General features: G+C 63.9%; 22 protein-coding genes. 13 read left to right on the top strand and 9 right to left on the bottom strand.

The features are described 5' to 3' along the window. Positions 1–29: 29 nt before the first annotated feature. The 5 genes from WDC82_RS13440 (at position 30) to WDC82_RS13460 (ending at position 3,453) form a co-directional block, all read left to right on the top strand. Complete coding sequence (locus WDC82_RS13440; RefSeq protein ID WP_340117850.1) at positions 30–476, top strand: Rrf2 family transcriptional regulator; 447 nt, start codon at positions 30–32, stop codon at positions 474–476. A 177-nt stretch (positions 477–653) separates the two neighbouring features. Continuing rightward, positions 654–1,055 (top strand): group III truncated hemoglobin, encoded by a 402-nt coding sequence (locus WDC82_RS13445; protein WP_340117851.1) that lies wholly within the window; start codon positions 654–656, stop codon positions 1,053–1,055. Further along, on the top strand, positions 1,052–1,438 hold the full coding sequence (fdxA, locus tag WDC82_RS13450; protein WP_340117852.1) for a ferredoxin FdxA: 387 nt from the start codon (positions 1,052–1,054) through the stop codon (positions 1,436–1,438). The genes WDC82_RS13445 and fdxA overlap by 4 nt, the downstream gene beginning before the upstream one ends. Before the next feature lie 27 nt (positions 1,439–1,465). After that, positions 1,466–2,242: a Crp/Fnr family transcriptional regulator gene (locus tag WDC82_RS13455; protein WP_340117853.1), complete on the top strand. Its 777-nt coding sequence runs from the start codon at positions 1,466–1,468 to the stop codon at positions 2,240–2,242. Continuing rightward, the gene (locus tag WDC82_RS13460) at positions 2,230–3,453 is read left to right on the top strand and encodes an NnrS family protein (protein WP_340117854.1); all 1,224 of its coding nucleotides are present in this window, start codon (positions 2,230–2,232) and stop codon (positions 3,451–3,453) included. The genes WDC82_RS13455 and WDC82_RS13460 overlap by 13 nt, the downstream gene beginning before the upstream one ends. A 1-nt stretch (position 3,454) precedes the next feature. Here WDC82_RS13460 and WDC82_RS13465 read toward each other — a convergent pair whose 3' ends face one another. Beyond that, a complete protein-coding gene (locus WDC82_RS13465) occupies positions 3,455–5,029 on the bottom strand; it encodes a winged helix-turn-helix domain-containing protein (protein ID WP_340117855.1) in 1,575 nt (524 codons plus the stop codon). A 207-nt stretch (positions 5,030–5,236) separates the two neighbouring features. Between WDC82_RS13465 and WDC82_RS13470 the strand changes: the two genes are divergently transcribed. From WDC82_RS13470 to WDC82_RS13500, 7 genes are all read left to right on the top strand, one after another. Beyond that, complete coding sequence (locus WDC82_RS13470; protein WP_340117856.1) at positions 5,237–6,004, top strand: NmrA family transcriptional regulator; 768 nt, start codon at positions 5,237–5,239, stop codon at positions 6,002–6,004. 191 nt (positions 6,005–6,195) lie between these two features. Beyond that, positions 6,196–6,897, top strand: a complete 702-nt coding sequence (locus WDC82_RS13475) for a cysteine hydrolase (RefSeq protein ID WP_340117857.1) — start codon at positions 6,196–6,198, stop codon at positions 6,895–6,897. 66 nt (positions 6,898–6,963) lie between these two features. Then, positions 6,964–7,944, top strand: coding sequence for an alpha/beta hydrolase (locus tag WDC82_RS13480; RefSeq protein WP_340117858.1), 981 nt, complete (start codon positions 6,964–6,966; stop codon positions 7,942–7,944). Positions 7,945–7,996: 52 nt separating this feature from the next. Beyond that, entirely contained in the window at positions 7,997–8,821 is an 825-nt protein-coding gene (locus WDC82_RS13485) for an SDR family oxidoreductase (RefSeq protein ID WP_340118147.1), read from the top strand. Positions 8,822–9,148: 327 nt separating this feature from the next. Beyond that, complete coding sequence (locus tag WDC82_RS13490; RefSeq protein ID WP_340117859.1) at positions 9,149–10,447, top strand: HlyD family secretion protein; 1,299 nt, start codon at positions 9,149–9,151, stop codon at positions 10,445–10,447. Between the two features lie 5 nt (positions 10,448–10,452). After that, positions 10,453–12,057, top strand: coding sequence for an MDR family MFS transporter (locus tag WDC82_RS13495; RefSeq protein WP_340117860.1), 1,605 nt, complete (start codon positions 10,453–10,455; stop codon positions 12,055–12,057). An 86-nt stretch (positions 12,058–12,143) separates the two neighbouring features. After that, entirely contained in the window at positions 12,144–12,482 is a 339-nt protein-coding gene (locus WDC82_RS13500; RefSeq protein ID WP_340117861.1) for a hypothetical protein, read from the top strand. A gap of 79 nt (positions 12,483–12,561) precedes the next feature. Here WDC82_RS13500 and tehA read toward each other — a convergent pair whose 3' ends face one another. The 5 genes from tehA to WDC82_RS13525 form a co-directional block, all read right to left on the bottom strand. Further along, positions 12,562–13,593: a dicarboxylate transporter/tellurite-resistance protein TehA gene (gene tehA / locus WDC82_RS13505; protein WP_340117862.1), complete on the bottom strand. Its 1,032-nt coding sequence runs from the start codon at positions 13,591–13,593 to the stop codon at positions 12,562–12,564. Positions 13,594–13,644: 51 nt separating this feature from the next. After that, a complete protein-coding gene (locus WDC82_RS13510) occupies positions 13,645–14,424 on the bottom strand; it encodes a cysteine hydrolase (protein WP_340117863.1) in 780 nt (259 codons plus the stop codon). A gap of 56 nt (positions 14,425–14,480) precedes the next feature. After that, positions 14,481–15,317, bottom strand: a complete 837-nt coding sequence (locus WDC82_RS13515) for a 3-hydroxybutyrate dehydrogenase (RefSeq protein ID WP_340117864.1) — start codon at positions 15,315–15,317, stop codon at positions 14,481–14,483. Positions 15,318–15,610: 293 nt separating this feature from the next. Beyond that, positions 15,611–17,809, bottom strand: coding sequence for a xanthine dehydrogenase family protein molybdopterin-binding subunit (locus tag WDC82_RS13520; protein ID WP_340117865.1), 2,199 nt, complete (start codon positions 17,807–17,809; stop codon positions 15,611–15,613). Between the two features lie 4 nt (positions 17,810–17,813). Continuing rightward, complete coding sequence (locus tag WDC82_RS13525) at positions 17,814–18,281, bottom strand: (2Fe-2S)-binding protein (protein ID WP_340117866.1); 468 nt, start codon at positions 18,279–18,281, stop codon at positions 17,814–17,816. 266 nt (positions 18,282–18,547) lie between these two features. Here WDC82_RS13525 and WDC82_RS13530 point away from each other — a divergent pair, with 266 nt between their 5' ends. Further along, positions 18,548–19,528, top strand: coding sequence for an alpha/beta hydrolase (locus WDC82_RS13530; RefSeq protein ID WP_340117867.1), 981 nt, complete (start codon positions 18,548–18,550; stop codon positions 19,526–19,528). A gap of 362 nt (positions 19,529–19,890) precedes the next feature. Here the strand turns inward: WDC82_RS13530 and WDC82_RS13535 are convergent, their stop codons facing one another. The 3 genes from WDC82_RS13535 to WDC82_RS13545 form a co-directional block, all read right to left on the bottom strand. Continuing rightward, a complete protein-coding gene (locus WDC82_RS13535) occupies positions 19,891–20,406 on the bottom strand; it encodes a DNA starvation/stationary phase protection protein (protein WP_340117868.1) in 516 nt (171 codons plus the stop codon). Between the two features lie 141 nt (positions 20,407–20,547). Beyond that, positions 20,548–21,210, bottom strand: coding sequence for an alpha/beta hydrolase (locus WDC82_RS13540; RefSeq protein ID WP_340117869.1), 663 nt, complete (start codon positions 21,208–21,210; stop codon positions 20,548–20,550). Between the two features lie 141 nt (positions 21,211–21,351). Beyond that, positions 21,352–22,014 carry a response regulator gene (locus WDC82_RS13545; protein WP_340117870.1) on the bottom strand — a complete coding sequence of 221 codons (663 nt, stop codon included), beginning with the start codon at positions 22,012–22,014 and terminating at the stop codon, positions 21,352–21,354.

Genomic DNA, 22,014 nt, shown 5'->3' on the forward strand with positions numbered 1-22,014 from the left:
ATTTACGGCTCTCCAGGTGATACCTGCCCATGCGCTTGACCAGCTATACCGACTTCACCCTGCGGACCCTGATCTACCTGGGCCTGAACGGCAATGAACGGGCAACGATTCAGGAAATCTCGGAATGCTACGGCATTTCCAGGAATCACCTGATGAAGATCGTTCAGGATCTCAGCCACCAGGGCCTGATCTCGACCGTCCGCGGCAAGAGCGGCGGGATGTACCTGCTGCGGGACCCCGCGGAAATCAACGTCGGCGCGCTGGTGCGGCGGACCGAGGCGGACTTCAGGCTCGTGGAGTGCTTCGAGGCCGGGCCGAACGGCTGCCGGCTGACGGGCGGCTGTGTGCTGACGTCGGCCTTGCGCGATGCCCTGGAAGCTTTCTTCGAGGTTCTGGACGGTTACACCCTTGCCGATCTGCTGAGGCCCCAGCGCAATCTGCGCCGTCTCCTGGGGATGAATTCCGCGATTTCCTGAACTCTGCCGCGCCCCGCGACAGCCTGTCGCACAAAAGAAGTATTTTAAATATTGCTTTAAGGGGGCGGACGCCTAGATTGGTGGTACGGAGTTTCGCAGAGTTTCGAGGCAGCGATGTCACAGCCAGCAGATCCCAGCGCACCAGGCCGGCCGCTCAGGCACCCCGTCCACGAGGACGTGGACGAGGCCATGGTGCGCCGGGTGGTCTTAACCTTCTACGCAAGGGTGCGCGCCGATCCCACCCTCGGCCCGATCTTCGACACGGAAATACAAGACGGTTGGGATCACCATCTCGCCAAGATGTGCGACTTCTGGTCATCGGTGATGCTGATGACCGGGCGCTACAAGGGAAAGCCCATGGTCGCGCACCTGCGGCTGAAAGACGTCCGGCCCGACCATTTTGAGCAATGGCTGACCCTATTCCGCGAGACGGCGCGCGCTGAATGTCCGAGACATATCGCGCAGCTGTTCATCGACCGAGCGGAGCGGATTGCGGAAAGCCTTCAGCTCGGCATGTTCTTCCAGCCCCATGCAGGGCAGGCGGGCGCCGTCCGGCTGCCCAGATCGGAGGCGTCATGACCTACGTCGTCACGGACCTGTGCATCAAGTGCAAGTACATGGATTGCGTCGAGGTCTGCCCGGTAGACAGCTTCTACGAAGGCGCAAACATGCTGGTGATTCATCCCGACGAATGCATCGACTGCGGCGTGTGCGAGCCGGAATGTCCCGCTAAGGCAATCCTGCCCGACGCGGACCTGCAGGCGGAGCCCTGGCTGGATCTGAACAAACGCTTTGCCGAGGTCTGGCCGAACATCACGCTGAAAGGGCAGCCGCCGGCGGACGCGGATGCCTATCGGGATGAAGCGGGAAAGTTCGAGAAGTACTTTTCTGCGGAGCCAGGCGGCGAGCCGGATGATCCAGGTCCCAAGGCCGAAGCCGGTGCCGTTGTACAGGGCCGCTAGGTCGTCCTGTTCTGAGGCGAGGTGTGCATGATGTTTCCGACAAAGAACATTGATCCGACGCAGTTGGATGCCGTCTGCTTGTTTTCCGGCATAGACCACGCCGTGCGGGCCGAGGCGCTGCGGTCCGCCGAGTGGACGCGGGCGGACGCCGGGCGTCAGGTGTTCGAACAGGGCGGGCCGGCCGACGCGTTGTACGTCCTCGCCGTCGGCCGCATCAAAGTAATCCAAGGGACCGCAGCGGGGCAGGAGGTCCTGCTGAACTACGTGGGGCCGAACGAGGTCTTTGGCTGCGTCGCTGTCTGCTCGGACGACAGCTATCCTGCCACAGCCACGGCGGTCGTGGATTCCTGGTCGCTTCGCTGGCGCCGCCAGGACATGGCAAAGCTGGTCGCGGATCACCCTGTCATTGCTCTGAACGCCGTGCGCTATCTGACAGGACGCCTGACGGAGACCCAGATGCGGCTCTGCGAATTGCAGACCGAGCGTGTCGAACGGCGGATCGCGCACAACATTGTGCGCTTGATCTCGAAGGCGGGCCGCAACCATCCGGAGGGGATCGACGTGGATTTTCCGGTTTCCCGGCAGGACGTCGCGGAGATGGCCGGCACCACGCTTTACACGGCCTCGCGCATCCTCTCCGGCTGGCAGCAGAGGGGGCTGGTGGAACTGGGCCGGCAAAGGGTCACTGTAGTCGATCCCCTTGCCATCGAAGAAATTGCCGAAGATGCGGCAAAGCGCACCTCGCCGTTCGGGCAAGCCTTCAAGGCAGGGCGCAGATCGGCTGATCCCCTATGCGCCAAGTGACTCGCACCGTCCGGGGCGCGGCCGACGGGGCTTTCTTCAGCGAAGGACTGCGTCCGTTCTTCCTGGGAGGCAGCCTCTATGCCGTCGTCGCCTTGACGACGTGGATGGGGGCCTTGGCCGGCTGGTGGCGTCTGCCGATCGCTACGGATGCTCTTGCCTGGCATGCCCACGAGATGCTTTTCGGCTTCGCCCTGGCGTCCGTTGCGGGCTTTGCGCTGACGGCCATGCCGAACTGGACGGGTCGGCCGAAGTTGCAAGGATGGCCGCTTTGCATCCTGGCGGTTCTGTGGCTGTCGGGGCGCCTGGCCATGAACCTGTCTGAGCCGGCCGGTCTCTGGCTTGCCGCCGCGGTGGATCTGGCATTCCCCCTCGCAGTCGTGGTTTTCGCCGCTCATGAAGTGACGGCGGCCCGGTTCTGGCGGGGTATGATTCTGGTGACGCTCCTCACTCTGTTTTTGGCGGCGGACGGCTTGGTGCAGTGGGGGATTCTTCATGATCTTCCCGAATGTATCGCCGCCGGTGAGCGGTCCGGTCTTTCTGTCCTGGTCCTGCTGATCTCCCTTATCGGGGGACGCGTGATCCCCGCCTTCACCGGAAACTGGCTGGAGGCAAGGAAACTGCCGCGCCCGCCGGCGCTCGGCTGGGTTGACCGGGCAGCGCTGGCGGCTACGGCAGCCGCTCTGCTGCTGTGGACCGTGCTGCCGGCGCAGAATGTAACGGCTGGCGCGGCGGGCCTTGCCGCGCTGCTGCAGGCCGTGCGCCTGTCGCGGTGGGGCGGTTTGCGAAGCTTGGCTGAGCCCCTGGTCTGGAGCCTGCATCTGGCGTATCTCTGGGTTCCGGCCGGCCTTGCCCTTGTCGCAGGATCCATCCTGTTTCCGGGCGGTGTGTCGGCGGTCGCGCCCGTGCATGCCCTGGCGGCCGGAGCCATCCTCGGAATGATCCTGGCGATCCAGACCCGGGCGACCCTGGGGCACACCGGGCGGCGGCTGCACGCCGATGGTCTGGTGGCCGCCATCTATATTTCCGCCCATCTCTGCGCCGTGCTGCGCCTCGTGGCGGAGGTCGTCCCCGGATACTACACGGCTTTTCTCTCGGCTTCGGCGCTGTTGTGGATCGCCGCCTTTTTCCTGTTCCTGGTCCGGTTCGGCCCGATGCTGCTGCGACCGAGAGCAGATGCGAAGGTGGGGGTACCAACCGCCGTGCGGGCTTGACCTACTCCGGCAGGCCCGCACGACGCAGACCGTCGGCAAAGAGCGTGAAGGACGGCGGATGATAGAGCGGGATCCAGCCGGTCAGATTTGAAATGCGCAGCGTGGGATCGAGTTTGCGAAGCCGATCCATTTCCTGGCGTGCTTGCGGCAGTCGTCCGGCAAGCGCGTGGCCCGCGGCGATGATACTCGCGGCGATCAGAAAGCTGGGCAGGGCCGCAGAGGCCCTTTCGGCCCAGAGGATGGCGTCGTCGGGCCGCCCGGCCAGCAGATGGGCCATTGCGGTGCCCGCCTGCATGCGGAACATCTCCGAATCCAGGGGGCTGAGACGCATGGCGCGCTGAAACCGCTCAATGGCATCGTCGGGCTCATCCTTCCAGATCCTGAGGAATCCGCTGAGGAACCATCCGACGGCAAAATTGGGGTTCAGAACGAGAGCGCGGTCCACCAACTCTATGCCGCCGTCTATGTCCCCGATGAAGTGAGCCAGGGCATGGCCGCCCCTGGCCAGCGCGACGGCATCATCCGGACCGAGTTCGATGGCGCGGCGGGCCAGTTGAACGCCCTCTTCAATCTCGTGGGGCCGATTTTCCATCCAGCCGTTGAACTTGCGCCAGAAATGACACCATGCCGCCATGGCATGGGCGGAAGCGAAGTTCGGATCCGCATCGATAGCCTTGCGGAAAAGGGGCTGCGCCCTGGTCACCCCATCGCGCGTTCCCTGGTGGATATCGGCCATGCCGCGCAGGTAGTAGTCGTAGGCGTCCAGGCTTTCCGTCGGCTTGTGCAGGGCCCGCTCAATTTCCGCGCGCTCCAGGCGGGGTGTAATGGCGCCCACCACCCCAGTGGTGACCTGGTCCTGCAGTTCGAAAATGTCGCCGAGGACACCTTCGAAGCGTTCCGCCCAGATGTGCGCGCCCGAATGCGCATCGATCAGCTGGCCCGTGATGCGAATACGGTCTGCTGACTTGCGCAGGCTGCCTTCCAATACGTAGCGGACGCCAAGTTCCCTGCCGACCTGCTTCACGTCGACGGTTCGGTCCTTGTAGGCAAAGCTGGAGTTGCGCGCGGTGACGAAAAGCCACCGCATCCGTGCGAGCGCTCCGATGATGTCCTCGACAATGCCGTCGGCAAAATAGTCCTGCTGAGGGTCGCCGCTGAGATTCAGAAAGGGAAGAACGGCAATCGAGGGTTTGTCCGGCAGCGGCAAGGGAAGCGGGTTGACCACCGCCGCATGGCGGGCGGGGGCTGTGGCTTGCCTGTCGGCCTGTTCTTCCATGACCGAGCCCACAAAGCGAAACCCCTTTCGGGCGACTGTGCGAACCAGGCGTTGTTCTCCACCGCTGTCGCCGACCGCGCGTCGGACGGCGTTGATGTGACTGCTGAGCGTGGCCTCTGAAACGATGCGGCCATCCCAGACGGCATCGAGCAGGAGGTCCTTGCTGACGACGTGACTGCGGTTTTGCACCAGGTAAGTGAGCAGGTCGAAGGCAAGGGGGGTGATCGCTATGGCCGCGTCACCCCGAACCAGCTCCCGGCGGTCCAGGTCGAGGGTGAAGTCTTCGAAGAGATATCGCACGTGACAGCTCCGCAATCGACGGCCTGCGCCGCCCGGCTCGCCGGAGGTCTCACCGCCCGGAAGACCCTCGCAAGGCACGCACTTTGGACAAAGATTGAGTGTGAAAACAATAGAAATTCAAGCTCCCCGCAAAGCTTTCGAAGCACGCATTCAGCAAGGTTAGCCAAGAAGACGGCGAGAGCGTTTTCGCGGGCTGGAGAGCATCTCTTGAATATTCTGATTATCGAAGGGGTCGGGCCGATCGGTCCCCATCTGGCGGAGCTTCTCGGCAATGGCGGCCACAGTGTGGAAGCCGCTTCGCCGGCTTCCATCGGCGGTACCGCCAAGAGCGAAATCAGTCCCCGCTTTGCATGCAAAGATGTAGTTATCGATATCTCCGATACACCACCGATTGTACCGCCGGCTTTTGCGGACGAAGCCACCCTGGCTTTCTTTGCCCCTCTTGGCGCCAACCTGCTGGCCGCCGAACGGAACGCGGGGGTGGGCCACCACCTGTCTCTGTCCATCGTCGGCGTCGACCGCTTTCCTGACAGTCCGAACTTGGCGGCGCGTACTGGACAGGAAAGTCGTCTTAGGGCGTCGGGGCTTCCCTACACGATTCTTCGGGCAACCCCCCTGTTCGAGTGCATTGCCGCCTTTGTCGAGGCCGGTGACCGGGGGGCGACGATCCATGTCTCCCCCGCTCTCATCCAGCCGGTGGCGTCTGCCGACGTGGCTGCGGTTCTGGCAAGGCTGGTAACCGAGCCGCCTCTCTATGGCACTCGAGAAATTGCCGGCCCGGAGCGTCAGCCGCTCGACGTGTTCGCGCAGCTTTATCTGGAAGCGAGGGGGGACGGCCGCCGGGTCATTGCCGACGTCCGGGCGCGCTACTACGGAGCTGTCCTGGATGACCGCTCTCTGCTGCCCGGCGCGGATCCGATCATCGGTTCAATCCGCTTCCAGGACTGGCTCGGCGGCGATGCGTCGCCTGCATGATGGGCCGCCTCTTGAACATGAGTCTTCCCGCAACAGTCAGCCTACGCAAGATCCGCTGACACGATCAAAGGAGTGAAAAGATGTGTGACGACCATCCATCGCCGGACAGACGCCGGTTTCTGACAGGTGCCGTGGCGATTGCTGCGGCGGCCCCGGTCGCGGCCATGGCTGCTGGAGGCGCCCAAGCCGCGATGAGCGACTACGCGGATCCGGAGAAGCCGGCGCTGCCCGATCCGGGCATGGAACTCGATCTGCCGAGAACCGCCCTGGTGGTCATTGATCCGCAGATCGATTTTCTCAGCCCGCAGGGCGCGGCCTGGCCGGTGCTGGGCGAGAGCGTTACCGAGCAGAACACGGTCGGTAACTTGGGACGCCTGTTCAAGGCGTCCAAGGAGGCGGGGATCACCGTCGCGATCTCGCCTCACTACTACTATCCCTACGACCACACCTGGAAGTTCGGCGGTCCGGCCGAGATCTTCCAGCACGACATCGGCGTTTTCGATCGGCCCGGTCCGCTCACTCTCGATGGCTTCCGCGGGTCTGGGGCGGATTTCATGCCGGAACTGAAGCCCTACATCGAAGACGGCAAAACCATCATCTGTTCGCCGCACAAGCTCTACAGCCCGCGCGTGAATGACATCGGTCTGCAGCTGAGAAAGCAGCGGGTGGATCAGATCATCCTGGCCGGCATGATCGCAAACCTCTGCGTCGAGTCTCACCTGCGCGACTTTCTGGAGCAGGGGTTCGAAGTGGCGGTGGTCCGTGACGCCGTCGCCGGGCCTAAGCTTCCCGAGGGTGACGGGTATCTCGCCGCAGTGACCAACTATCGTTACATCGCCAACGCGCTGTGGACGACCGAGGAGGCCGTGCGGCGGCTCCAGGCAAAGGGCTGAGCGATCTCTCGTTTCAGACGGCCGCCGGCCTAATCGTCCCACACCAGAACACAGAGGATACGAAAGATGCACACCACCAATCACCCGACCATGCTGGAGGCAAGCCGACGCGCCCTGCTGGTCGCCGCCTCCGGGGCGGCCGCCGCCCTGCCGCTGGCCGCGGCCGTACCGCTTGCCGCATCCGCGGCGACCGGCGCGGCGGCCTCCCTGAAGGCCGAGGGCAGCGGCTTTGTCACGACCAAAGACGGCGTTGAGATCTTCTACAAAGACTGGGGTTCCGGCCAACCCATCGTGTTCCACCACGGCTGGCCGCTCAGCGCCGATGACTGGGACGCGCAGATGCTCTATTTCCTGGAAAAGGGCTACCGGGTCATCGCCCTTGACCGCCGCGGCCATGGCCGCTCGACCCAGACCGCCGCCGGCAACGATATGGACCACTATGCCGCCGACGTGGCGGCGCTGACCGAACACCTGGACCTGCGCGACGCCGTTCACATCGGCCACTCCACCGGGGGCGGCGAGGCGACACGTTACGTGGCCCGCCACGGCAAGGGCCGCGTTGCGAAGCTGGTCATCATCGGTGCCGTGCCGCCGATCATGGTGAAGACTGCCGCCAATCCGGGCGGCCTGCCGATCGAGGTCTTCGACGGCTTCCGCAAAGCGCTCGCAGCCAACCGCGCGCAGTTCTACCTCGATATCCCCAGCGGGCCGTTCTACGGCTTCAACCGGGAAGGCGCCGAGGTCTCGGAAGGCGTCATCCGCAACTGGTGGCGTCAGGGCATGATGGGCGGCGCCAAGGCGCACTACGACAGCATCAAGGCGTTCTCGGAGACCGATTTTACCGAGGATCTCAAGTCCATCGAGGTGCCGACGCTGGTCATCCACGGCGACGACGACCAGATCGTTCCGATAGCCGACTCAGCGCTGTTGTCCGTGAAGCTCCTGAGGAATGGCACCCTGAAGATCTTCGAGGGTTATCCGCATGGCATGTGTACCACTCATGCGGAGACCGTCAATCCGAGTCTCCTTGCATTCATCCAAAAGTAGCCGCGGTTGACCTTTCGACGATGAGAGAGGACGCAAATTGAACCAGACAGTTTTGATTACAGGATGTTCTTCGGGCATCGGAAGGGCGGCGGCGATGTACTTCGCCACCGAAGGATGGAATGTCGTCGCGACCATGCGCGACCCGTCGGCAGCATCAGAGCTTGGTGACCTACCATCGGTGCTGATCGCGCGCCTCGACGTCCAGGATAACGGCAGCATCCAGGCAGCGGTCGAGGCGGGCATCGCGCGCTTCGGCAGCCTGGATGCCGTAGTGAACAACGCGGGCTATGGCCAGTTCGGACTGTTTGAAGCCATCAGCGACAGCCAGGCGAAGGCGCAATTCGACGTCAATGTCTTTGGCGTGATGAACGTCCTGCGGGCGGTCCTGCCACACTTCCGCCGGCAGCGCAGCGGCGTCGTCACCAATGTGAGTTCCGGTGCCGGCCTATTCACTCTGCCGATGATTTCCCTCTACTGCGCCAGCAAGTTCGCTCTGGAGGGTTTCACCGAGGCTCTTTCCTACGAGCTGTTGTCCCAGAACATCCGGACAAAGCTGGTCATTCCGCATGGCGGAGTCACGGAGACAGCCTTTTCCGAGCGCCAGGCGGCGGCAGCCGCGAGAGGCGCGGCATTCGAGGACTATGGTGACTTCGTATCTGAGGTCGAGCAGGCCTTCGCGAAGATGACGGCGGCCCGGACGATCAGCGCGGAGGAGGTGGCGGGGGTTATTTTCGATGCCACCACCGATGGCACCGAGCGGCTGCGTTACCTCATCGGCGACGATGCGCGGGGCTTCGTGAGAGCCAGACGGACCTTGAGCGACGACGATTATGTTGCCTTCATGCGCAGCCATTTCGCTAAACAGGAACGTTCGTAATGCAGACCTTCTCCCGGGCTTCTGAAGCGAGGTAAGGCCGGCGAGAGCCCCATGAGGCAGGCTAGCAGATCAAGACAGCGGTGCCGCTTCCTGCCGCAAAACGGGCGACAAGTGGAACTTGCGTTCCCTTGCGGGAAAGTGGCTCGGAGCAGGGCCTTGCAGCCTGCCGGGTAACCAGTTTCCGGCGAGCCTTATCTCGCTGCAGTGCTGGCGTCCCTATCCCGACATAGGTGTTCTATTTTCCCTCGTCCCGGCTGCCCAAGTTGGCCAGGGAGGGAAGGCGCGTGATCGTCCGCCCTGCCGCAGCAAGCTTGTCGAAGGTGCCCCATGGATGCCAGCGCAAAGATGACGGAACAGGAGAACCCGGGCTGTTCGGGTGACTTGGGGGAAGGCAACATCGCCCGCCTGCAGCCGCCGCCGGTTCCCTTGGGCACCGGGTCGAGACCTCAGCCTCAAGGCCGCGAAGGATCGCCTTCCGAGACCGAGGCACCGAGTCATGTGCCCAATGCGGCCGAGCCTGCTATCGAACGGCGCCCGGCGGGCCGCCTGGTACGCCGGATTGTTGTCGCCGTTCTCGCATTTATCGTCCTTGGCGCCGCCGGCCACGTCGGCCGGCAGTACTGGACGGTCGGCCGATTCCAGGTGTCGACCGACGATGCCTACGTGAAGGCCGACAGCACGACGATCGCGCCGAAGATTTCCGGCTACATCAGTAGCGTGCTGGTGACCGACAACGAGCCGGTGACGGCGGGGCAGGTGCTGGCCCGCATCGATGATCGCGACTATAGAACCGCGCTCGATCTCGCCAGGTCGAATGTCGCCCAGGCGCAAGCCGCCATCGCTAATAAGCAGGCGGCTCTCGAGGCGCAGCAGGCGGAAATCGAGGCGGCGAAGGCGACCGTTGCGGCGGATGAGGCCACCCAGGCCTTCGCCGCGCAGCAGAGCGAGCGCTACGCGGCACTGGCGGATAAGCAGTTCGGCAGTGTCCAGCGAGCGCAGCAGACTGCTGCGGATCTTGCCTCATCTCATGCCGCTCTCGCCAGGGACAAGGCGGTGCTGGCCAGTGCTATAAAGCAGTTGGAGGTCTTGCGGGCTGAGCTGGCGGAGGCGCAGGCTGCTCGCGCGGCGGCTCAGGCGGCACAGGATCAGGCAGACCTCAACCTCTCGTACACCGCCATCGTTGCACCGGGCGATGGTGTGATCGGTAACCGCACCCTGCGCGTCGGCCAGTATGTTGTGCCCGGCACGCAGCTGATGGCGCTGGTGCCGGTACAGAAGGCCTACATCGTGGCGAACTACAAGGAGACCCAGTTGACCGACGTGCGGCCTGGTCAGCCGGTGGCGATCGCTGTCGACATGTTCCCCGGCCAGGTCTTCCACGGCCGGGTGGACAGCATCGCACCCGCCAGCGGACAGGAGTTCGCTCTGCTGCCTCCTGACAATGCCACCGGCAACTTCACCAAGATCGTGCAGCGCATTCCCGTGAAGATCTTGCTGGTGGAGGATGAAGGAACTGGCCTGGCGCTGCGCCCGGGTATGTCGGTCACGCCGACCATCGACACCCTTGCGGAAGCCGCGGGGCCGGCGCAGGCATCGCTGCCGGCCTTGACCCGCCCCGGGGAGTAGTAGCCTTGGGCAATGACGGACGAGCGCCGGCGGCGGGCCAGCATGTCTCCAGGGCCGACAATGACAGGGCCGACCTGGCCGCCTGGATCTCCGTTCTGGCGGGCATGATCGGCGCCTTCATCGCCATTTTGAACATCCAGATCACCAACGCCTCACTACTGGACATCGAAGGCGGGATCGGTACCGGCGTCGACAACGGCGCCTGGATATCCACGTCCTACCTGATCGGCGAGATCGTCGTCATTCCCCTGACCAACTACCTGAGCCAGGTCTTCTCGTTCCGCCGCTACCTGCTCTTCAACGTGGCGCTGTTTCCTGTCTTCTCCATCGGCTGCGCCTTTACGCATGATCTCAGCAGCATGATTGCCATGCGCGGCCTGCAGGGCTTCGCAGGTGGCGTCCTGATCCCAATGGCGTTGACGATGACCCTGACCAGGTTGCCAAAGCCCCAGCAGCCGTTCGGCCTGGCCCTGTTTGCTCTGTCCGCTACGCTGGCGCCCGCGATCGGCCCGACCATCGGCGGGTACCTGACGGAGTCATACGGCTGGCAGGTGATCTTCTTTGTGAATGCACCGCCGAGCATCATCATGTTCGTCGCGCTCGCGATGACGCTGGAGCGTACCCCGCCGCGGCTGGCACTCCTCAAAGACGGCGACTGGGCCGGCATTGCGACCATGGCGGTTGGACTTGCCGCACTACAGACCGTTCTGGAAGAGGGTAACAAGGACGACTGGTTCGCATCTCCGCTGATCCTCCGCCTCGCGATCATTGCCACGATCGCGCTCAGCGCGTTCATCGTCATAGAACTGACAGTCGATAAGCCCTTAGTGAATCTGCAGCTGTTCAGGCAACGGAATTTCGCGACGGGCGTTTTGGCCAATGTATTCGTCGGTTTTGCCCTTTACGGCAGTGTTTACGTCTTGCCGCAGTACCTGGGCCAGGTGCAGCGCTATAACGCGGAGCAGATCGGCGAGGTCCTGGCCTGGACCGGCTTGCCGCAGCTGATTTTGATCCCCCTGGTTCCTCTGCTGATGAAGCGCTTCGGACCAAAGCAAGTCGGTATCGTCGGGACGTGCATTTTCGCGGGCAGTTGCTTCATGAATATGACATTGAGCCCGGACACGGCGGCGGATCAGCTGCTCTTTCCGAACATCGTCCGGGCCGTCGGGCAGGCGATGGTACTGACACCGATCACGGCCATCACGATGGCAGGGATTGCGTCCAACGATACCGGAACTGCGTCTGGGCTTTCGAACATGCTGCGCAACCTGGGTGGCGCCGTCGGGACAGCCCTGCTGGCGACTATCCTGACAAAGCGCGAACAGTATCACTCCAACATCATCGGACAGTCGATCACCCTTTTCCGAGACGAAGTCCGCGATCGACTTTCTGCCTTAACGGCGCACTTCCTATCGCTGGGTGAGACCGATCTCGTGGCGGCACACCACAAAGCGGTGATCGAGCTGGGCCGGATCGTCAGGAGGCAGGCCCTGCTCATGGGGTTCGGCGACACCTTCGCTGTGATCGGTGTGGTTCTGATCCTCGCTGCCGTCTGTCTGCTGTTTGTTCGAGACACCCGAGGCGCGGGTAAACCTACCAGCGGGCATTGACGCCAGCGACACAGAAATCGACGTGCATGATAACTGCTCTTGGGGTGGTTGAGCACCGGCCCAAGGCATGAAACGAGGATAGAAACATGGAAGCATTCGAAGAAGATCCGCAATCGGGCCTTAACGACGTATGGAACCGGGTTTACCCCTATCGCCGCTGGCTGATGGCCTACTGTGGGACCTGCGGTTTTCTGATTGCCGTGGCCTTGCTGGCGCTGTGGGCCGGTAACGGCTTTCACGGGCTCGGCATCTCCGGCCACGGTGTGGTGGCGGTAATGCTGGGCGTGGTCGTCAGCGTGGCGCTGGCGATCGGGCTGATGGCGCTGGTGTTTTTCAGCGACCGGAGTGGCTACGACGACACGCTCTATCATCTGCAGGACGAGGCGCAGAAGGACGCGCAGGAAAACACGGATGATCGCGCTTGAGCCGTTGCGACGCAGACAATGGCAAACAAAGCGGCACCGCCTGGGCGGTGCCGCTTTAGTCAATGAATGCAGGTAGCTTTTACTTTGGGCTTGCCGTCGTCGGACGGGGAAAGAGGCGGCCTCTCAGCAGGAGCCACAGGCTACCGAGCGCGATGGCGGCGACGAGGGCGGTCGCGGCGGCGAGCAGGATCGGTGCTAATGCAGCCAGAGGGCCTTCCGCACCGCGGGCGACCATGCGCAGCGGGGCGGCGGCAAGCGAGGTAGCGCCAAAGGTGAAGGCCCAGTAGGACGCGGCAAAAGGTTGCCGGAAGATCCAGGGAAGCAGACGCAGCAGAAAGAGTGACTGGAGCAGGCCGTAGCCTATAAGGGCATGAATGAAGATGTCGGGCGGTCCACTGGTGACGCTGACATAGCAGACGGCACCGACAACCGGCGGGGCCATCTGGATCCCCAGGGTGGGGCGCAGCGCCGGCAACAGGCTGGGGGCGGTGAAGAGCCTGTGGACCAGGATCGACTCGATGGCGAACCACGAGAACAGCCCGGCGCCGAAGGCCAGCTGGCCCCAGTCGGGGCGACCGAGCGCGGCAGCGGTGGTGCCCGTTACAAAGAAGCCGGCGACCGTCGGCAAATACAGCACGGCCGTCGTATCGCTGTCCTGGCGTCCGCCCTGCCACAGCAAGCCGGTGCGCCAGATGGCAAAGCCAGCGGTGAAGAGGCTGCCGGCGGCGAAGAGCGCCACCCCGACCGTCCGGTCGTACGGCAGCGCGCCGATGGCCACCAGCATGGTGGCCACGCCGATCAGACCGACAAAGCAGCACTGCACCGGATGGTGGAGTTCCGCGATGGCTAGCCGCGGTGTCAGCCACCACTTGAATGCGTAGAGGCAGAGCAGAATGGCCCAGACGGCTGCGGCCGCCGCCATGATCGCCTCGCCAACCGCAGCGGGCAGCTGATAGGCGTCATGGGCGGCGCGCCAGGCGTTGGCCAGACCGGCCAGTCCGAGAACCATTCCAAAGGCGGCGGCCGGAATGACCGGCAGCTTCGCTGCCAGCCCTGCCCGGGGGATGCCCGGACTTCCGTCCGCCGTGCTGATGCTCGATTCCGATAACATAGGGCTCCTGCACTTCCTTGGGGTGGGCCGGAAGCGGGATGATCCGCCGGGTCAGATGGCGGCGACCAGCCGTTTTTCCGGCTCCGCGGCGGCGAAGGCCGCATTGAGGCGCTCGATAGCCGTGTCTGTGGTCCAGAGCGCATTGGCCAGCCAGCGGAAGTTCGTCAGGGCGGCGAGATAGCCGTCGCCCTCCGGCACCTTGCTGGCAGCGGTGGCATCGCGCACCACCGCGACCTCGAAGCCGTGTTCGACGAAGTCCCTCAGGTGGGACTCGACGCAGAAATTGGCAGCCATGCCGGCCAGGATTACCTGGTCGACCCGGTGCTTGCGGAGCTGGAACAGGGTATCGTTGGTCTGTGGGCCGGCAATCTTATGCGGCGAACAGACAATGGTCTTGCTGTCCTCGATAAACTGCTTGTACTCGGGCATCCAGTCCGCGCCGGACCCGGCAAAGCCTTCCAAGGAAAGTGGGCCGCGGCGATCGAACATATGGATTTTATGCATCAGGGCTTCGCCCGGTGCGGCGAAATCCCAGGTGTGATCGTGCGGGTAGTAGTAGTGAGGCGAGATGACCACGGGGATGCCGACTGCCTTGGCTGCGGCGAACAGCCGGCCAAGGTTTGAGACGGTGTCGTGTTCTGTCAGGCTCTCGCCGAAAGCGCCCCAGGCGGCGCCCTGGACGCTCATGAAGTCGATCTGGGGATCGGTGACGACGAGCGCAGCGCGGGTCAGATCCAACGCGACGTCGGTTTTCGGCAGAACCCCATTGATGGGGTCGCTGTAGGGTGAGGCGGGGGAGGAGGGCCTCGCGGACCCGGATTTGTTGGTCATGATACTTCCATGGAATGGGAGTGGAGGGAATGGCAGGAGCCGGCTCGCCGGACCGCTCAATGGGCCGTCCAGCCGCCGTCGATGGCGAGGGCGGCACCGGTAATCGACTGGGCCGGCGGGGAACACAGATAGGCGACCAGCGCGCTGATTTCCTCGACGGTGACGAAGCGCTTGTTCGGCTGCGGTGCCAGGATCACGTCCTGGACGACCTTCTCGCGGGAGATGCTGTGGGCTACTGCCTGCTCGCCAATCTGCTTTTCAACCAGTGGGGTCCAGACGTATCCCGGGCAGATGGCGTTACAGGTGACTTCAAACTCGGCCGCCTCCAGGGCCGTCACCTTGGTCAGTCCGACGATGCCGTGCTTTGCCGCCACATAGGCGGACTTGAAGGGAGACCCCACCAGGCCGTGCGCGGAGGCAATGTTGACGATCCGGCCCCAACGCCGCTTCTTCATGCCGGCCAGGACGCCGCGGGTGGTGTGGAAAGCCGAGCTCAGGTCGATGGCCAGAATGGCGTCCCACTTTTCAGCAGGAAAGTCTTCCAGCGGCGCGACGTGCTGGATGCCCGCGTTGTTGACCAGAATATCGACCTTTCCGAAGTGAGCCTCGGCGGCTTCGATCATGCCGGCGATTTCTTCCGGCCGGGTCATGTCTGCGGCAGAGTAGAGGACGTCGACCTCGTGCTCGTCGGAGATCCCCGCGCGCAGCGTCTCGATCTCGCTGGCGTCGCCAAAACCGTTGAGCAGCAACCCCGCCCCGCCGGCGGCCAGTCCGCGGGCGATAGCGAGGCCGATGCCGCTCGTCGACCCTGTCACGATGGCGGCGCGGCCCGCCAAGGGCCGCGGGGTATGCTGGGCTGTCTTGTTTTCGGTCGGCGGCAAAGTATCGGGCATGATCGGTCTCCTGGATTGATCCTGGGAAAGGGAGGCAGCCCGGATGTGAGCAATCCGGGCTGCCTCTAGGTCACTGCCTGTCAGGGAGGCGTCCGTCGAGCCTTGGGGGGAGGGCATCGACGCCAGGCAGTGATCAGGCCGGCGACGGAGATTGAGTGTCGCGGGTTCGGGAGCTCTATCCTGCCGCGCCGTCTGAATGGCCAAAGCATGCCTGCGATGGGTGATCCGGTCTTTTGCGCTTCATCCGTGTTTGGACGATTTCACTCATCGCCGATCGCCTGGAGCAGAGCAGATCAGGCGGTTTTGAGTGAAGCGGAATCGATCGGCAGGGTCCGTAGCCGCTTTCCCGTCGCAGCAAATACGGCGTTGACCACCGCGGGTCCGATACAGGCCGTGCTCGGTTCGCCGATGCCGCCGGGGGCCTCGCTGCTTTCGATCCTGTGCACGTCGATCTGTGGCGTCTCGTCGATGCGAAGAGCCTGATAGCTGTCGAAGTTTGCCTGTTCGACCCTGCCATTTCTGAAGGTGATGTTGCCATAGAGGGCGGCAGTCAACCCGAACACGATGCCGCCTTCGATCTGGGCGCGAACCGTGTCGGGATTTACCGTCATGCCACAGTCGACCGCGCAGACGACGCGTTTGACCGTCACACCGCCATCATCATCGACCGCCACTTCCGCGATCTGCGCGAGGTAGGTGCCGAATCCGAAGAGAACGGCCACGCCGAGCCCACTGCGCGGTCCGGCCGTTCCCGGCCAACCCGCCTTTTCGGCGGCGAGATCCAGGACCGCACGGGCGCGGGGGGCATCCCGCAGGAGATCGCGACGGTAGGTGACGGGGTCGCGCTTCGCCGCGGCGGCGAGTTCATCCATGAACCCTTCCACAACGAAGGCGTTGTGAGTAACGCCGACGCCCCGCCAGAACCCTGTGGTGAGACCGGTAGGCGGCTCGTGGCGGACGTACTCGACTTTCGACGCCGGAAAGCCATAGGGGCCGGCTGCCGCTTCGACGGCATCGGGATCGAGGCCGTTCTGAAAGACCGGCGGGGCCCAGCGAGCAAGGATGGAGGAACCGGTGACCTTGTGATGCCATGCGAGGGGCTTTCCATCGGCATCGAGACCGGCGTGGACACGGTCGTAGTAGTACGGCCGATAGATATCGTGCTGAATGTCTTCTTCGCGGCTCCAGATGACCTTCACCGGACCGTTCACTTGTTTAGCGATGCGGACCGCCTGGGCGACGCCGTCGACCTCCAGCCGGCGGCCGAAGCCGCCGCCCAGAAGATGGTTGTGCAGCACGACTTTGTCCGCCGGCAGCCCGCAGATCTCCGCGGCAACCGCGCGGGCCCGGCCGGCCACTTGAGTGCCTGTCCAGACGTCGCAGCCATCGGGCCGGACATCGACCGTGCAGTTCATTGGCTCCATCGTCGCGTGAGCCAGAAGCGGGAGCTGGTAAACCGCCTCGATCCTGGTCGCCGCTGATGCCAGCGCTGCGTCGAGATCGCCATGGGTTGCTTCCTTGCTGATGACGCCCGGCTGCCGGGAAGCCTTGTCCATCTCTTCAATCATTTCGTCGGTGGAGAATCCGGCATTGGCGCCTTCCTGCCACTCGATCTTCAGGGCGGCGAGGCCTTTTCTGGCGGCACCTGTGTGGTCCGCGATAACGGCGACGGCGTTGTCGAGGCGAACCACCTGGCGCACGCCCTTGACGGCGAGCGCGGGCGCATCGTCGACGTCCGCCAGGCGGCCGCCGATCACCGGGCAGGTAGCCAGGGCTGCAACCTTCATGTGGGGGCGCTGTACGTCGATGCCGAATACGGCGGAGCCGTTGACCTTTGCGGGCGTGTCGAGTCGCCTGGCAGAGGTGCCGATCAGCGTAAAGTCCTTGGGGTCCTTCAATGGCACCTGCTCGGGAACCGGCAGGCGTGCTGCGCTGTCCGCGAGCGCGCCGTAGGCAAAGCGCCGCCCGCTGCTGGTATGGGTGACGTATCCCTCCGCCGCCCGGCACTCGGCAGCCGGCACCCGCCACGCCGCGGCGGCAGCGGCGATCAGCATGGTGCGCGCGGTGGCACCAGCCTGGCGCATGGGAGTCCAGGCAGCGCGGATCGATGTCGAACCACCCGTCACCTGGAGCCCAAGAAGGGGATTTTCATAGAGTTTCTCATCCGGCGGCGCGTGCTCCAGCCGCACCTGGTCGAGCCGGACTTCGAGCTCTTCGGCGATCAGCATGGGTATGGAGGTGTAGGTGCCTTGGCCCATTTCCACGTAGGGCATGATGAAGGTGACGGCGCCGGCGCGGTCGATCCGCAGAAATGCGTTGGGCTGGAAGTCAGAGGCAACGGTGCCGGCTGCCGCTGCCCGGGTGGGCAGATGCAGGCCGAGCAGCAGGCCGCCGCCCGCTGCGGCTGAAGCGGTAAGAAAGCTGCGGCGGGAGAGCCCGGCAGGCGCTGTCGGCACCTTCTCAGCGGTAGTGATGAGGTTGATGACGTCCATAGGGTCAGCCCTCCTTCTGAGCAGCAGCGGCCTGTTTGATGGCGGCACGGATGCGGACGTAAGTGCCGCAGCGACAGATGTTGCCCGACATGGCGTCATCTATGTCGGAATCGGCGGGATCCGGGTTCTGCGCCATCAGGGCAGCGGCGCTCATGATCTGGCCTGACTGGCAATAGCCGCACTGCACGACTTCCGCCTCGAGCCAAGCCTTCTGGATCGCGCTTCCGCTCGAGCTTTGGCCGACGGCCTCTATGGTGGTCACGGGGGAGTCGCCAACGCTATCGATCGGCGTGATGCAGGAGCGGACCGCGACACCATCCAGATGGACGGTACAGGCGCCGCAGAGACCCTCGCCACACCCGAACTTGGTGCCGGTCATTCCCAGGACGTCACGCAAAACCCAAAGCAGCGGCGTATCCGAGTCAACATCGACCTCTTTGGGAAGGCTGTTGACGGTGATCCGGTATGACATGAGAACCTCTCTGATCTGCCGGTTTGTGCAATACGGCCTCCAGGCTAGGGATGACGTCGGGCAGCAGCTTGATCGAACTGCGCACCGATTGAACAAATCCTCCTGTCATCGCTGAGCTTCGTCATGGCATTCCCACAGCCATTCCAAAAGCAGGAGGGGCGTTCAATCGTCTCTGGGAACGGCTGGCTAGGATCACGGCCGCAGGGGCTCGAAGTCGAGCGTCGGCCCTGCTTTTCCTGAATCCCTGTGCAAGGAGTTTAAATGTCATGAACGATTTACAGTCGGTCTTCGGCTCGATGCCCTCCCGCCGTTCCATCCTGGCCGGTACCGCCGGCGCCGCCGCCGCCACGGCTCTGGCTTCCAGCAGCATCCCGGCGTCCGCCCAGACCAAAAGCGCGGCGGCGTCTCTAAAGGCGCAAGGCAGCGGATTTGTCACCGCCAAGGACGGGGCGCAGATTTTCTACAAGGATTGGGGCAAGGGTCAGCCGATCGTCTTCCATCACGGCTGGCCTCTCAGCAGCGACGACTGGGATGCCCAGATGCTCTACTTCCTGGACAAGGGCTATCGCGTGATCGCCCACGACCGCCGCGGACACGGGCGCTCCACCCAGACGGCCACCGGCAACGAGATGGATACCTACGCGGCGGACGTCGCCGCGCTCGCCGAGCACCTGGACCTGCGCGATGCCGTGCATATCGGCCATTCGACGGGTGGCGGCGAGGTGGTGCACTATGCCGCCGGGCCGGGCAAGGGTCGGGTCGCCAAGGTGGTTCTGATCAGCGCGGTACCGCCAATCATGCTGAAGACCGCCGCCAATCCCGGCGGGCTGCCGATGGAGGTCTTCGATGGATTCCGCAAGGCGCTGGCCGCCAACCGCGCGCAGTTCTACCTGGACGTCGCCAGCGGGCCTTTCTACGGCTACAACCGCCCGGGTGCGAAGGTCGATGAGGGCGTCATCCGTAACTGGTGGCGTCAGGGCATGATGGGCGGTGCCAAGGCACACTACGACTGCATCAAGGCCTTCTCCGAGACCGACTTCACCGCGGACCTGCAGGCCATCGACGTCCCGGCCCTGGTGATGCACGGCGATGACGATCAGGTCGTGCCGATCGCGGACTCCGCGCTGCTGTCCGCCAAGCTGATGAGGAACGCCACGCTGAAGGTCTACAAGGGCTATCCTCACGGGGCCTTCGCCATCCATGCGGATGTGATCAACCCCGACCTTCTGGCATTCATTCAGTCGTGAGGGCCTGGCGGAGCATCCGGCCAGCCGTTGGCAAAGCCATCGACGGCCGGATCTCCGCGGCGAGAGCCGCCGCTATCGGATAGAGCGGGCAGGCATGCAAAAAGGCAGGGAGCATAGTCATCCCTGCCTTCTTCGCTTCTGCGCACCCGGTAGGAAGCCGGTGTCTTTAGCCGAAGTCCTGGGTGGCCGGGGCATCGCTTGCCGGGAAGCTCTCCCTGAGCGCTTCATCCAGCAGAGCCTCCTGGTGACGCCGTTTTCCGTCGGATCTCTCAGTCGTGCCGCCGATGGCCCTTTGTGCCGGCGCTTGCGGTCCTTCTGATCTCATTCGGGTCATGTGCTTTCCTTTCTCCACGTCGGCGCCCTCAGGCTTCAGCTCCGACCTCGGCCAGAAACCAGATGCGCTGTTCCGCCTCGTCGATCCAGTTCTCCAACAGGCTGGCGGTGGCCACATCGCCGATTTCGTCGCAGCGTGCGTGTGTTTCCTTCATGTAGTCGCGGAGGAGGCGGTTGTCATCACGCAGTTCCTTGATCATATCCTGCGGACGGAGAGCATCCGTGTCATTGTCACGCAGGCGCTGAATGAGGCCGATGTGCCGCACTGATCGCAGCGTCGTGCTGCCGAGCTTGCGGACGCGCTCGGCAATGGCGTCGGTGGCGGTGAATATCTGCGTTGCCTGCTCGTCGAAGAGGCGGTGATAGTCGCGAAAGTGCGGGCCGGAAGCGTGCCAGTGGAAGTTCTTTGTCTTGATGTAGAGGACGAAGAAATCCGCCAGCAGCGTCGTCAGCTCGGAGGCGACGCTTGCCGTGGAATTCGGGCGGCGGGACGCAGGATGAACAGGGGTCGCGTGCTGCTGCCTATGCATCTGACCTTCGGTCATTTTACGGGGCTCCTTCCGGGAGTGAGGCCAGGTTCGGCCTGGGGGAGTCCGATACTTAGTCTTTCGGCTGCCGCCCGCCTTGACGATCTGCTTCGGGCGTTGAACGTTTCGCTCACGCCGAGGTGCCGGTCAGGCTGTCGGTCAGGGCTCCAGGGTCCGGGTGTCCGCCCAGGCGAGGCAATAGTCTGCGATGTCTGGCCAGCCCGGTTCGGTGACCAAGAGATGGCCTCGACCGGAGAAATTTCGGAACGACGTTTCCGAACGGCCGCGAAGTTGCAGCTGATGGTTCTGCTGAACCATGTCCGGTGTCACCACCCTGTCCTGTGATCCGGCGATCAGCAGAAGGGGCGGGCGCCGGTCGTTCGCGGGCCTGATCGCGGTGTGGCGCGAGAACAACGCCTCGGGCAGCAATCCGGGCAGGTTCTGCAACGGGAGATCCGCCGGAGTGGACACCAGCAGGCGGAGTGCGGCCCTGAGGGCAGCGGTGCCGGGGATTCGTTTGCGGGCCCTGGGTGACCAGCCGGCCAGGCTGATCCCCGCCTTGCCGAGCCCGCGGTCAAGCAGCGACTGGACGATCAGGCCGCCGAACGAATGCCCGATCAGGACAGGCCCCTCCGCAAGCCCGGCGATCCGCGCGGCATAGGCGTCGATCAGCGATCCGAGGTAGGGCGCAGCTGTGTCCCCGGGGGCAAGCGTCAGAGGCTCAAGGCAAGTCTTGCCGGCGCTGACATATCGGGCGCGCCAACCAGCCCAGCAGTCCCCGGGCAACCAGGGACCTTGGATAAACAGAATGGGAGGGGGCATCTGCGGTCCTCGGGACGACGGTCCTATCTGGGCCGTCCAAACAACCAATCAACCCGAAAGAGGGCAGCGTGCCTTGAACGTTTCCGCCATTGTTGCCCGCCAAGCTGCCATCCATATGCCTATGGCCGTTCGGAGGTGCCGCTATTGGTGCCCGTCCTGCCGGCGGATGCCCAGTGCCTCCGCGTAGCGCACCAGGTCGGCGATCGAGCGCGCCTCCATCTTCTGCATCACACGGCCGCGATGAATCTTGACGGTCACCTCGCTGACGCTCAGTTCGGCGGCGATCTGTTTGTTCATCATTCCGGCGGTCGCGAGTTCCAGGATCTCCCTCTCCCGTGGGGTCAGGCTCTGCAGCCGTCGGCGCAGGTCGGCGAGGCCGGCATCCGCTTCGCGGCGCTGCAGATCCCGTTCAATAGCCGCGGTGACGGCGTCCAGCATTTCCTGCTCCCGGAAAGGCTTGGCCAGGAAGTCGACGGCCCCGGCTTTCATTGCCTGGACCGACATCTGAATGTCGCCATGACCGGTCATGAAGACGATGGGAATGCTGATCTGGCCGTCATTGAGCTGCTTTTGAAGATCCAGGCCGCTGGTGATTGGCAGCCTGATGTCGAGAACCAGGCAGTTCGCATCCTCGGGGACCCCCTCGGCCAGAAGGTCGTGCGGCGCCGCATAGGCCGTCACCCGGTAACCGACGGAGCGGAACAGGCTGCTGAGGGCATTGCGCACGGGGGCCTCGTCTTCCACGACGACGACCAGGGGAGCCTCTGAGGCGGTCGCCGGCCCGTTTTTTTGGCTAATACTCAC

The sequence above is a fragment of the Pelagibius sp. 7325 genome (genome assembly GCF_037652055.1).
GTDB lineage: Bacteria > Pseudomonadota > Alphaproteobacteria > Kiloniellales > Kiloniellaceae > Pelagibius.

Bases quoted from the DNA above. Each gene is read 5' to 3' on its own strand.
- WDC82_RS13440 (WP_340117850.1), top strand. From the start codon at position 30: ATGCGCTTGACCAGCTATACCGACTTCACCCTGCGGACCCTGATCTAC.
- fdxA (WP_340117852.1), top strand. From the start codon at position 1,052: ATGACCTACGTCGTCACGGACCTGTGCATCAAGTGCAAGTACATGGAT.
- WDC82_RS13455 (WP_340117853.1), top strand. From the start codon at position 1,466: ATGATGTTTCCGACAAAGAACATTGATCCGACGCAGTTGGATGCCGTC.
- WDC82_RS13460 (WP_340117854.1), top strand. From the start codon at position 2,230: ATGCGCCAAGTGACTCGCACCGTCCGGGGCGCGGCCGACGGGGCTTTC.
- WDC82_RS13475 (WP_340117857.1), top strand. From the start codon at position 6,196: ATGAGCGACTACGCGGATCCGGAGAAGCCGGCGCTGCCCGATCCGGGC.
- WDC82_RS13480 (WP_340117858.1), top strand. From the start codon at position 6,964: ATGCACACCACCAATCACCCGACCATGCTGGAGGCAAGCCGACGCGCC.
- WDC82_RS13490 (WP_340117859.1), top strand. From the start codon at position 9,149: ATGGATGCCAGCGCAAAGATGACGGAACAGGAGAACCCGGGCTGTTCG.
- WDC82_RS13500 (WP_340117861.1), top strand. From the start codon at position 12,144: ATGGAAGCATTCGAAGAAGATCCGCAATCGGGCCTTAACGACGTATGG.
- tehA (WP_340117862.1), bottom strand. From the start codon at position 13,593: ATGTTATCGGAATCGAGCATCAGCACGGCGGACGGAAGTCCGGGCATC.
- WDC82_RS13510 (WP_340117863.1), bottom strand. From the start codon at position 14,424: ATGACCAACAAATCCGGGTCCGCGAGGCCCTCCTCCCCCGCCTCACCC.
- WDC82_RS13515 (WP_340117864.1), bottom strand. From the start codon at position 15,317: ATGCCCGATACTTTGCCGCCGACCGAAAACAAGACAGCCCAGCATACC.
- WDC82_RS13520 (WP_340117865.1), bottom strand. From the start codon at position 17,809: ATGGACGTCATCAACCTCATCACTACCGCTGAGAAGGTGCCGACAGCG.
- WDC82_RS13525 (WP_340117866.1), bottom strand. From the start codon at position 18,281: ATGTCATACCGGATCACCGTCAACAGCCTTCCCAAAGAGGTCGATGTT.
- WDC82_RS13530 (WP_340117867.1), top strand. From the start codon at position 18,548: ATGAACGATTTACAGTCGGTCTTCGGCTCGATGCCCTCCCGCCGTTCC.
- WDC82_RS13535 (WP_340117868.1), bottom strand. From the start codon at position 20,406: ATGACCGAAGGTCAGATGCATAGGCAGCAGCACGCGACCCCTGTTCAT.
- WDC82_RS13540 (WP_340117869.1), bottom strand. From the start codon at position 21,210: ATGCCCCCTCCCATTCTGTTTATCCAAGGTCCCTGGTTGCCCGGGGAC.